The organism is Acinetobacter nematophilus (assembly GCF_026344175.1).
Lineage (GTDB): Bacteria > Pseudomonadota > Gammaproteobacteria > Pseudomonadales > Moraxellaceae > Acinetobacter > Acinetobacter nematophilus.
In genome coordinates, this window is record NZ_JAPKMY010000008.1 from 148,894 (window position 1) to 160,315 (window position 11,422).

General features: G+C 37.1%; 10 protein-coding genes. 7 read left to right on the plus strand and 3 right to left on the minus strand.

Going from position 1 to position 11,422, the window contains the following annotated elements; translation table 11 throughout:
• Window positions 1–20 precede the first annotated feature (20 nt).
• The 7 genes from OSH00_RS14895 (at window position 21) to OSH00_RS14925 (ending at window position 8,528) form a co-directional block, all read left to right on the plus strand.
• Entirely contained in the window at window positions 21–1,670 is a 1,650-nt protein-coding gene (locus tag OSH00_RS14895) for a BCCT family transporter (protein WP_266131087.1), read from the plus strand.
• Entirely contained in the window at window positions 1,667–2,620 is a 954-nt protein-coding gene (locus tag OSH00_RS14900) for an alpha/beta hydrolase (protein ID WP_266131088.1), read from the plus strand. Before OSH00_RS14895 ends, OSH00_RS14900 begins: the two co-directional genes overlap by 4 nt.
• Before the next feature lie 66 nt (window positions 2,621–2,686).
• The gene (gene cntA / locus OSH00_RS14905; protein ID WP_266131089.1) at window positions 2,687–3,802 is read left to right on the plus strand and encodes a carnitine monooxygenase subunit alpha; all 1,116 of its coding nucleotides are present in this window, start codon (window positions 2,687–2,689) and stop codon (window positions 3,800–3,802) included.
• A gap of 58 nt (window positions 3,803–3,860) precedes the next feature.
• Complete coding sequence (locus OSH00_RS14910) at window positions 3,861–5,312, plus strand: NAD-dependent succinate-semialdehyde dehydrogenase (RefSeq protein WP_266131090.1); 1,452 nt, start codon at window positions 3,861–3,863, stop codon at window positions 5,310–5,312.
• 104 nt (window positions 5,313–5,416) lie between these two features.
• Window positions 5,417–6,373 (plus strand): carnitine monooxygenase, reductase subunit CntB, encoded by a 957-nt coding sequence (gene cntB, locus OSH00_RS14915; RefSeq protein ID WP_266131091.1) that lies wholly within the window; start codon window positions 5,417–5,419, stop codon window positions 6,371–6,373.
• A 326-nt stretch (window positions 6,374–6,699) separates the two neighbouring features.
• Window positions 6,700–7,581, plus strand: coding sequence for a LysR substrate-binding domain-containing protein (locus OSH00_RS14920; protein ID WP_266131092.1), 882 nt, complete (start codon window positions 6,700–6,702; stop codon window positions 7,579–7,581).
• Window positions 7,582–7,649: 68 nt separating this feature from the next.
• Entirely contained in the window at window positions 7,650–8,528 is an 879-nt protein-coding gene (locus tag OSH00_RS14925; RefSeq protein WP_266131093.1) for a LysR family transcriptional regulator, read from the plus strand.
• Between the two features lie 105 nt (window positions 8,529–8,633).
• On the opposite strand, the gene OSH00_RS14930 is transcribed toward OSH00_RS14925, so the two are convergent.
• The 3 genes from OSH00_RS14930 to OSH00_RS14940 all read right to left on the minus strand — a co-directional run bounded on the left by OSH00_RS14930 (window position 8,634) and on the right by OSH00_RS14940 (window position 11,417).
• Entirely contained in the window at window positions 8,634–9,662 is a 1,029-nt protein-coding gene (locus tag OSH00_RS14930) for an AraC family transcriptional regulator (protein ID WP_266131094.1), read from the minus strand.
• Between the two features lie 189 nt (window positions 9,663–9,851).
• Window positions 9,852–10,367, minus strand: a complete 516-nt coding sequence (locus tag OSH00_RS14935) for a fimbrial protein (protein ID WP_420909535.1) — start codon at window positions 10,365–10,367, stop codon at window positions 9,852–9,854.
• 42 nt (window positions 10,368–10,409) lie between these two features.
• Entirely contained in the window at window positions 10,410–11,417 is a 1,008-nt protein-coding gene (locus OSH00_RS14940) for a fimbrial protein (RefSeq protein ID WP_266131096.1), read from the minus strand.
• Between the last annotated feature and the right edge of the window lie 5 nt (window positions 11,418–11,422).

Genomic DNA, 11,422 nt, shown 5'->3' on the forward strand with positions numbered 1-11,422 from the left:
CCAAGATGGATTGAAAAGATATGGATAATCAAAATACAAAACTCTATACAGATAAGACGCTTTCCATTACCAGTCTTGCCGTGGTGTTTATTTCGGTAGCTGGGTTGGCGATCTACTCATCTGAATCAATAGAACTTGCATCTAAATGGATGCACTGGACAACTTCGGTATTTACCACACCCGTGCTTTTATTTGCTTTTTTATCAATTATTTTTACCTTTGGTTTAGCATTTAGTAAGTACGGCAAAATCAAATTGGGTGAGGGTAAGCCTCAATACAGTACCATGTCGTGGATTTTTATGTTCATTTTATCGGGCATAGGTTCTTCGACTTTGTATTGGGGTTTTTTGGACTGGGCGTATTACTACCAAACGCCTGGTTTAAATTTAACGCCTGAATCCGCGGAAGCACTCAAATATAGTGTGGCATACTCATTCTTTCACTCAGGTTTAAGTGCTTGGTCGATCTATGCTTTGGCATCGATTTCACTGTGCTATAGCTACCATGTCAGAAAGAACAAAGGATTGAGCTTGGCTTCAGTGATTGAAGCAGTGACTGGCTTTAAGGCGACAGGTCCTGTTGGACGTCTTGTTGACCTGATGTTCTTGCTGTGTATGTTCGGTGCATTAACCATTTCATTGGTACTTACTGCAGTGACCTTCACCAATATTTTGTCGCAGCTTACGGGTATTCCAAATACCTTCATGACCAAGGTGGTGATTATTTTCGCAGTTTCGATTCTTTTCGCACTCAGTTCTTATGTGGGTATGGATAAAGGAATGCAACGTTTAAGTCACATGGTTTGCCTCGGTGTGGTGTTGTTTGCGGTTTATGTACTGTGCTTTGGGCCAACGCAATTCATTATGAATAATTCATTGATGAGTTTTGGTTTAATGGCAACCCATTTTGTTGATATGAGTTTATTTACTGATCCGATGGGGGATGGAAAATTCACACGTGAATGGACTGTATTCTACTGGTTGTGGTGGATTTCTTATGCACCAGGTGTGGCACTATTTGTAACGCGTGTTTCAAAGGGGCGTACCATTAAAGAAGTAATTTTTGCCATGGTTATTGGTGGAAGTGTTGGTTTATGGTTCATCTTTGGCGTCTTTGAAAACTACAGTGTCTACAGCTTTATCCATGGCATGGTGAATGTTCCTCAAATATTGAGTCAGCAGGGTGGTGAAGTCGCGATTGGCCAATTGCTTGGTTTATTACCAGCAGGCAAGCTGATGATGTGGATTTTCCTTGGCATTATGGTGATCTTTCTTGCTGCACATATGGATGCAGTGGGCTATGCAGTTTCAGCAACCTGTACGCGTGGCTTACGTGAAGGGCAAGATCCTTCTCCGAATGCGCGCTTGTTCTGGTGTGTGATGTTGACGTTGGTACCGATTGCGATGATTTTCTCTAAGGCACCTTTAGACACCATGAAAACGGCCACCATTGTGACAGCCTTGCCATTTATTGTGATTATTTTGATTCAGACTTATGGCTTGGTGAAATGGTTGATTGAGGATTATTCAAAAATTCCATCACATTTGATTGAGCAAAGTAGTTTTAATGAGCTGCAATCATTGGATCACAATGATGCAAATAAACACATGCACATGGATGTTGCAATCGAGTCTGTTGCAGAAAAAGCCAGTCAAAAGGAATTGTCATGACAACAGTATCGAACATGAACTATGAATTGAGTGAAGAAATGCAAAGCTTGGTGTATTGGAGCAGTATTTATTCACCTGCGGATCAACATATCGATTCAATCCGGGCAGCATACGATGCAATGTGTTTACATTACACATTGCCACGCGATGGCACGGTCGATGTTGAAGACAAAATTGTACCGCATGATATGCATCCAGTGAATGTTCGATTGTACTCACCACTTGGTCAAGCACCAGCACAAGGTTGGTCATGCGTTGTGTATATTCATGGTGGCGGTTGGATGGTGGGAAATTTGGATTCACACGAATTTATTACCCGTTATCTTTGTCGTGATTTAAATGTTGCTGTACTCAGTGTGGATTATCGTTTAGCACCTGAGCATCATTTCCCCGCAGCTTATGAAGACTGTGAAGTGGTTTATGAGTGGCTTAAACAGCATGGAGCTGATTGGAATATTAATACGGATCAAATCGTATTAGTAGGTGATAGTGCAGGCGGTAATTTAGCCGCAGCATTGGCAATACAGTTACAACATACGGCAAATCAGGCTTGCGGTCTTGCCTTGATTTATCCAAGTCTGAGTGGCTGTTTTGAGAATGAATCATGCCAGCAACATGCACAAGCGCCGTTGTTGAGTGTAGAGGACATGCACTATTACCTGAAAGCCTATGCCCCAAATACACAGGATTGGCAAGACCTACGTTTGTCACCGATGTTGGCACAGGATCTTTCAGACATGCCACCCAGTTTTATTGCAGTGGCAGAGTATGACCCTTTGAGTGATGACGGACGCATCTTTGCCGAAAGATTACAACAAGCCAATATAAGTACTGAATTTTATCTTGGAAAGGGACTCCTGCATGGCAGTCTACGTTTAGTACGTGATTGTCCCGTCGTACAGGATTTATATCAGCATATGCTGAGTTCAATAAAGCAAATGCTCAAATGATTTGGGCATCAGCCAATTTTTAATGAAACGGTCGTTAGGACATAAAGAGTTTAATGGAGTAAAACCATGAATGCAGTTGAAAAATTACCAGAAGATTTCTGTTCAAATCCAGATGTTGCATGGACATTTCCTAAAGTGTTTTATACCTCATCACAAATATTTGAACGTGAGAAAGAAGAAATTTTTGCAAAAAGCTGGATTTGCGTGGCACATGGCAGTGAAGTTGCTCAAGCCAATGATTATATTACCCGTAAAGTGATTGGCGAAAATATTATTGTGATTCGTGGTAAAGACAATGTACTTCGCGCTTTTTACAATGTGTGTCCCCATCGTGGACATGAGTTGCTGAGTGGCAGTGGTAAAGCGAAAAATGTAATTACCTGCCCTTATCATGCTTGGACTTTTAAATTAGATGGTAGCTTAGCTTTGGCACGCAATTGTGATCATGTCGAGTCATTTGACAAGCAAAATTCAAGCATGGTCCCTTTAAAAGTTGAAGAGTACGCGGGCTTTATCTTTATCAATATGGATGAAAATGCAACGTGTGTAGAAGATCAATTGCCTGAATTTGCACAAAAGTTAAATGAATCGTGTGCTGTTATCAAGGATTTGAAGTTGGCTGCACGCTTCGTAACGGATACACCGGCAAACTGGAAAGTGATTGTTGATAACTATTTGGAGTGTTATCACTGTGGACCAGCACATCCGGGTTTTGCTGATTCTGTTCAGGTCGATAAATACTGGCACACCACACACCAAAACTGGAGCCTGCAATACGGTTATGCACGCTCTTCAGAAAAATCGTTCAAGTTGGATCCATCTGTACAAGATCCAACATTTAGTGGTTTTTGGACTTGGCCTTGTACCATGTTTAATGTACCGCCAGGCAGTAACTTTATGACAGTGATTTATGAATTTCCTGTAGATGCTGAAACAACCTTACAGCACTATGATATTTATTTTACCAATGAAGAGCTTACTCAAGATCAGAAAGATTTGATTGAGTGGTATCGCAATGTGTTCCGTCCAGAAGATTTAAATCTGGTTGAGAGTGTACAACGTGGTTTGAAATCGCGTGGTTATCGTGGTCAAGGACGAATCATGACGGATAAGGAACGTTCTGGAATTAGTGAACATGGTATTGCCTACTTCCAAAATCTTGTTGCGCAATATCATAAATAATCAGTCAATTCAAAGGTGCGATATCAAACATCGTACCTTCATTTCATAGGATCATGACATGACAAGTTTGCAAGGTAGTCAGTTATTTCAACAACGAGGATTGGTCAATGGTCAATGGATCGATGCGCAATCCCATGACACAGTACCTGTTACCAACCCGGCGACGGGTGAAGAAATTGGTCTCATTCCAAACATGGGGGCAAGCGAAGCAACCCATGCAGTCGAAGTTGCTGACCAAGCACTCCGTACATGGAAAGCTTTGACTGCGCAACAGCGTGCAGACTTAATGTTAGCTTGGCACAGGTTGGTTTTGGAACATGCAGATGAATTGGCACGCATTATGACCATTGAGCAGGGTAAACCTTTAGCTGAAGCTTTGGGTGAGGTTAAATATGCTGCTTCATTTATTCAATGGTTTGCTGAAGAAGGCAAGCGTGTTTATGGGGATGTGATCCCAACCACTAACAATCAACAACGTTTTATCATCACCAAAGAGCCAGTTGGTGTTGTTGCTGCAATTACGCCGTGGAATTTTCCAATTGCGATGATTACACGTAAAGCAGCACCTGCATTAGCAGCAGGTTGTACCATTGTGATTAAACCAGCCAATGAAACACCCTACTGTGCATTAGCATTGGCAAAACTCGCTGAAATGGCAGGAATTCCAGCGGGTGTGATCAATGTGGTGACAGGAAAATCGCAGGAAATCGGTAGTGTCTTTACCAGTCATGAAAAAGTTAAAAAGCTGACGTTCACAGGTTCTACGCCCGTGGGTCGTTTATTGATGCAACAATGCTCGAGCACAATTAAAAAGTTGGCATTGGAACTTGGTGGTAATGCGCCATTGATTGTTTTTGATGACGCAGATTTGGATAAAGCTGTACAAGGTGCAATTTTTGCGAAATTCCGTAATGCAGGTCAAACCTGTGTATGTGCCAATCGAATTTATGTACATGACAAGGTTTATCAGGCATTCACTGAAAAATTTGTTCAAGAAGTTAAAAAATTTAAAATTGGTAACGGTCTGGAAGAAAATGTACAGATTGGTCCGTTAATCAATGAGAAAGCCGTGGTAAAAGCCCAGCAATTGATTGATGATGCGTGTAAAAAAGGTGCCCAGGTGGCTTGTGGTGGTCAGCAGCATTCACTTGGACAAACATTCTTCGAACCGACCGTTTTAACGGATGTGAATCAAAGCATGGAAATTGTGCAAGAAGAGATCTTTGGGCCTGTTGCACCAGTCATTCGTTTCAATGACGAAGCAGATGTTATAGCACAAGCCAATGATACGATTTTCGGTTTGGCGGCTTATGTCTACAGTGAAAACATTTCCCGAATCTGGCGAGTGGCAGAGCAACTTGAATATGGCATGGTGGGGATGAATGCGACTGCAATTTCAAATGAAGTTGTGCCATTCGGCGGTGTAAAACAGTCTGGTGTTGGACGTGAAGGTTCTAAATATGGTTTAGAAGAATTTATGACCATTAAATATCTGTGTTTAGGGTTATAGGAATAAAATGGAGTGGCTGATGAAACAAAGTCAGCCAGCTCCTAAGATGTGCTTAAAATTAAAAATGCTTGAACGAAGCAGCATGTGGTAAAGAGGATTTAGACATGGCTAGTCATTATGAAATGTTTCCATCGGTGGTGACGCGAGTAGAACAGCTCACTCCACTGATCAAACGATTTACATTTAAACGTCAGGACGGACAAAATTTCCCTCAATTTAATGGTGGTAGCCATATCATTGTAAAAATGAATGATCAGCTTTCAAATGCATATTCCCTGATGAGTTGTGCTCAAGATCTTTCAACGTATCAAGTCTGTGTGCGTAAGGATACTGATGGAAAAGGTGGTTCAGTGTTTATGCATGATCAGTGCTTCGAAGGATCTGAAATCATCATCTCTGAACCTAAAAATCTTTTTCCTTTGGCTGAAAATGGTGTAAAGCATATTTTAATTGCGGGTGGAATTGGAATTACGCCGTTTGTTCCTCAAATGGAAGAATTGGCTGCTCGTGGCGTCGAATATGAGTTGCATTATGCTTATCGCTCACCAGAACATGCTGCCCTATTGGAAGAATTAAAACAGAAGCATCAAACCCATATTTTTAGCTATGTTGATTCTGAAAGAAAAAGCTTGGATATCGATCAGCTCATTGCCTCACAGCCTAAAGGAACACATGTTTATGTCTGTGGTCCTAAACCGATGATTGATGCTGTAATTGATCGCTGTAATTACCATCGTTATCGTGATGAATACATTCATTGGGAACAGTTTGCTTCAACAGTACCTGAACAAGGTGAAGCGTTTACTGTGGTTTTGGCTAAATCAAATCAGGAAGTTGAAGTTCAAGGCAGTCAAACCATTTTGCAAGCTATTGAAGCATTGAATATTGATGTGGAATGTCTTTGCAGGGAAGGCGTTTGCGGTACCTGTGAAACAGCGATTTTAGAAGGTGAAGCAGAACATTTTGATCAGTATTTGAGTGATGATGAAAAACAATCACAGCAGTCAATGATGATCTGTGTATCCCGAGCAAAGGGAAAGAAATTGGTATTAGATCTCTGATGTGTAAAAGTATCAGGCTAAATCTAGCGCGATGAGTGTTTATCTGATTACAGTTAAATGTTGTGATTAAACTCAAAACATTTAACTGTAAATAAAGTTTTAAGAAAATTGCTGAATATATTAAAAAAAACAAATGAATTACAAGTTGGATTTTTGATTCCTGAATAGGCTGACTGGATTTTTATTTATTTGATTCATCAAAATATAAGTAGAATATTGGATATTTGTGAGCAATATTGAAAGGCTTCATTTTAGAAAAAAAACATAAATCAATGTTTTTTAGTTATAATTTTAATCAATTGCATAACCTATAGAAATCTGTTGATATGTATAGCTATCTGAATTCACTTCCATCACTGAGCACATTACGTGCTTTTGAAGCACTCAGCAGACATTTAGACTTTGAGCTGGCAGGCGAAGAGTTAGGCATATCAGCACATACGATTATTAATGACATTAATTCCTTGGAAATGGAATTAAATACTCATTTGTTCTATAGATCTTTGGATGCAATCTCTTTAACTGAGCAAGGGCAACATTATGCTGATAAAGTTCGAGAAGCTTTTGATACAATTGTAGAAGCAACAAATTCGATTCATCCTCGTGCAACACATATAACGTTAAGTGCACCGCCTACATTTGCTGCAAAGTGGCTTATACCTAGATTACATACATTTACCAGTGAACACAGCAATATTAATTTGCAGATATTGGCGACAGGTGAGCTTTGTAATTTTGATACAGATTTAGTTGATCTGGCAATTCGTTATGGCACTCCTCCTTTTGATGATCATCTTTCTTATGAGTTATATATAAAGGATGACTTTATCAGTGTTGTGAGTCCAAAATTAGTGAGTTTATATGGCAAGCCGGATGAAAAGGATAATTTTAAATCCTACACACTTTTACATGATCTTTTAAAATTATGGCCAGACTATTTAAAATTAATTGATTTAGAAAGTAATAACGAAGCGAATAATGTTTATTTTAATCAAGCTTCCTTGGCAATAGATGCAGCATTGAGTGGGCAAGGAATAGCCATCTGCCATTCTTTTTTTGTTAAAAATGAAATTGAAACTAAACAATTGGTCTATGCATTTCCAGAGAAGCTGATTCGCGAATCCGGTTTTTATATTGTTTTTCCTAAATCATCTTTGAATAATGGAAATATAAGAAAAATTCGTGATTGGTTAATTTCTCAAGTGTAGGTTTTGATTAATTTACATATCTAATTATTTTCCATATTAAAGTGTGGTCATGCTATAAGGCACTAGTGATGTTTGAAAGATTTTCACTGAATACATTTAAAATTTTCTATTACGTTGCATTATATAATAGTGTAACGATAGCAGCTGAGAAGCTTTTTGTAACTCAAGGGGCTGTGAGTAGACAATTGAAGAGTTTAGAAGACTCACTGAATGTTATTTTATTTTATAGAAAGGGAAAAAAATTAGAGTTAACCAATGACGGTATTTTTTTATTTAACTACTGTCAAAATATTTTTCATCAAATTGATGAATGCATTATAAAAATAAGTAATAAAAAAAATCAAAATAAAAATCTAATTATTTCTTGCGAGCCAACAATTTGTATGAAGTGGTTGATTCCGCGACTGAATAAGTTCAATAGTCTAAATCATGGTTTTGGAATTGATTTAATAACCAGTGGAAGCGAGGTGGATTTTAGTTTACAAACATTTGATTTAGCTTTACGTCGAAACCATGCCATGTGGGGAGAACATATTTTCAGCAAAAAAATTAGCGATGAAATCATATTTTTTGTGCGTAACGCAGATTCAGGAAATACCAGTAAAGTTTTGCTGTCCAAATCCAGACCTAAGTTTTGGAATCATCTATTAAATATTAATTCAATTAAAGATCAGATTATCGGTTTAAATTATGAGGAGTTAGATTATTTTTATCTTTGTATTGAAGGATGTTTAGCAGGATTAGGATCAACCCTTGTCTCAGGATACATGATTGAAAGGGAGTTAAAAAATGATTTTTTAATCTCACTCTCTAAACCATTTCTAGATGGTTCATCTTATTATTTGCTATCCTCACAGCCTTTTGAGGATGATTATAGAAAAATGATTTTTAAAGAATGGCTTAAAACAGAAATGCAAGAAGCAAAAGGTGAATTATTAAAAAAATAATGAAACTATTCAATGCTAGATAGAGATATACATTTTTTAAAGATTTTATATGTAGAAAATAAATTAAATGATAAATACGTGATATGATTTTTATCGGTGCTATGTTTATGAAGAATCATTTTTATTATTTTGCCACTTTCTCCATTTTGAGGGAGAAACCCCGGTCCAATTTTTAAAAGCACGATTGAATGAAGTTTGATCCTTATAACCGAGTAAAAAGGCAACATCTACAATCATTAAATTATGATTACACAGATATTTTTTGGCTAGATTTTGACGAATGGTATTTAAACTATTTCTAAATGACAAGCCATTTTTCTTTAAGTCACTCTGCAACAGACGAGGAGAGGTATTTAAAAAATCTGCGACAGTATTGATTTTAACATCATTACTTTCAAGTGCTTTGATGATACTTAAATTAACCATTTCTCTGAGAGAATCTTGTTTTGGAATTTTTTTAAGTAGTGTATTTGCATGCTTTGAAAGCATTTCAAAAAGTGTAGGATCAGAATTCTTTAATTTAATCTTCAATAATGAAATCGGTAATGTTATTTTTGTCTGTTTTGCATTGAAAATAACAGGGCAATTAAAATACTCTATATATTTTTCAATATTTCTTGGTTCAGGAATAGATAATTCTAAACAGTGAAAGATATTTTTTTTAAAATCCATGTTTTGCTTTAAATGTTTGTAAAGAATAGCAACTTGAACTTCTTCTGTTATCGCTGTTTCTTCTAAATATAGACCTATTTGTAAGTATGTTGGTTTGTCCCAGAAAATAGAAAAATAATCATTTTTAGAGAAAATTGTTTTAGGGGTATAATTTAACCATAGTTTCTCATATTTGATTAAAATATTAATGTAGTCTGCTAAAGTATCGCTTGATTGAGTCATATAAGCCAATATCCCCATGTGATTGGGTTGAAATAAAGAAGCAATATCTAGCCCAAGACCTTCTTGTTGATTTTGCTCTTTAATTTCTTTAATTTTACTCAACCATTTATCGAGCACTATTTGATCATTTAAATTATATTTTATATCTATTGAGGAGTTTAAATTATTTTTTTTGCAATAATCTTCAAGTAAATTAATCATGCCGCTATTCACACTTTTTATTTTTAAGAATGATTTCATTGTTTCTCCACGTTAAAGATAATCAATTTTGAAATTTAAAAAATAATGATTTAAATATTTATTTTTTTGATTTGAGTAAAAGAGTTTAATTTCTATAAGCATGACTCACCTGTGATGTGAATTTTGAAATACACAATTGTTGAATAATGTGGATAAGATTTATTTAAAATAAGAAGTACATTTATAGTTTTAATCGTACTCTACAGTAAACTGAGCATTTGCATTTGCCAAACCTGCTATAGATCTATTTTGAGTAACAATATAATTTGCATAAAATAAAGTCGACAAATTACCATTTTGATCCACCAGCATGTTTTCACTTTTCAAACCAATCGGTATCCTTTTTTTATTATTATCGCTGATCTCAATTGCAATATTTTTTGCGCTATTTATATTATTTTCGATCGCCAATAATTCATTATTGATGCTGTCTTTGTTCCCACTGAATGTTACATTGACTGAACCATTCGGTGGGCAATTGCTTAAATCAAACGGAATCGCAACCGCAAAACTTTTATCTCCCACATTTGCTAGATTTTTTGTCGCATACTTACCCAAATCAACATACTTTTCACTTTCTGAATCGAGTACACCACAGGTTGAAATGGTGACTACACCATAAAGTTCATAATTAATTTTTCCTAAAATGGATTCAGTATGTCCGATATGAGATATACCCAACACGCTCACAGTGACCACTAACATTTTAAAGGCTGAACTTATATGAGATTTCATCAAACTTTACCTCTAATTAAAATCGACACGTAAATAACCTCTTGCCCTAAAGGGACCAGGTACGGGCGTCTTATTGGTTGTACTCACTGGCCATGCCTTAATCGTGACATAAGCAGGATCTGCATTTCTAAAAGGAATATAGCTATTGATGTTGTTTGGCAGTAGCACTCGACTATCCTGATCCGCCATTTTAAAGCCCACATCTGGATTGTCTGACTGGATCATGTCACCTGTGGCTTGTTCTGCTTCAACACGTAATGATAAAAGTGCCTGACCATCAATATTGGTACATTGGATGGGGAAGGTTCTGGTTTCAACCTTGGCTGTTGAGGGTTTATTTCCTATGCCTGCTTGAGAAAAAGCATTTGCAGCAATATTTCCAAAATCAATTTCTAAGGTATTTCCTGCACCGATCTCACAACTTTGTGGGACAGTAATTGAGCCACTATAGCTAATGTTATATACCGGCATATTTAATGGCTCACCATTTGCAGTCGTTACATAAACGGTAAACATGGTTCTTCGAGGAATGGGAACAAAACTGACAAATGAACGAATGACTTTGATCCTAAAAGTAAAGTTCGAATCTTTTACTGGAAATGGATCACCTTTACTCACATTGGGATGTGTTCCCATGTGGACATAATTGACTGGTGGATAAAAAGTGCCAGCAGCACTGTCGGTAATTTTCATTGCACCGATTAAGTAATCATTGATCGGTAAATATTGGTATCGATCTATGGTCTCCAACACAGGTAAACTCGTCACATAACTTCGCCAAGTTCGGTTATTGCTTGAGCTGGCACTATGTTTAGGACAAACGGCATAGACTTGTTCACTAAAGTTTTTTTGTAGCTCAATAATTTTACCTGCTGTGTTATTGGAACTGGTGAAAGTATTGGTGAGGTCATAAAAGACTTCATCCACAACACCTTGTCCTTTGCTGTTCCAGCATACAACAGCACCTGCTTTTGCTGAAGCAACAACCAATAGAGTAGAAACCAGAAGTTTAATTTTCATGTGAT

Excerpts from the sequence above, each read along its gene's own strand:
- OSH00_RS14895 (WP_266131087.1), top strand. The coding sequence starts at position 21 with ATGGATAATCAAAATACAAAACTCTATACAGATAAGACGCTTTCCATT.
- OSH00_RS14900 (WP_266131088.1), top strand. The coding sequence starts at position 1,667 with ATGACAACAGTATCGAACATGAACTATGAATTGAGTGAAGAAATGCAA.
- cntA (WP_266131089.1), top strand. The coding sequence starts at position 2,687 with ATGAATGCAGTTGAAAAATTACCAGAAGATTTCTGTTCAAATCCAGAT.
- OSH00_RS14910 (WP_266131090.1), top strand. The coding sequence starts at position 3,861 with ATGACAAGTTTGCAAGGTAGTCAGTTATTTCAACAACGAGGATTGGTC.
- cntB (WP_266131091.1), top strand. The coding sequence starts at position 5,417 with ATGGCTAGTCATTATGAAATGTTTCCATCGGTGGTGACGCGAGTAGAA.
- OSH00_RS14920 (WP_266131092.1), top strand. The coding sequence starts at position 6,700 with ATGTATAGCTATCTGAATTCACTTCCATCACTGAGCACATTACGTGCT.
- OSH00_RS14925 (WP_266131093.1), top strand. The coding sequence starts at position 7,650 with ATGTTTGAAAGATTTTCACTGAATACATTTAAAATTTTCTATTACGTT.
- OSH00_RS14930 (WP_266131094.1), bottom strand. The coding sequence starts at position 9,662 with ATGAAATCATTCTTAAAAATAAAAAGTGTGAATAGCGGCATGATTAAT.
- OSH00_RS14935 (WP_420909535.1), bottom strand. The coding sequence starts at position 10,367 with ATGTTAGTGGTCACTGTGAGCGTGTTGGGTATATCTCATATCGGACAT.
- OSH00_RS14940 (WP_266131096.1), bottom strand. The coding sequence starts at position 11,417 with ATGAAAATTAAACTTCTGGTTTCTACTCTATTGGTTGTTGCTTCAGCA.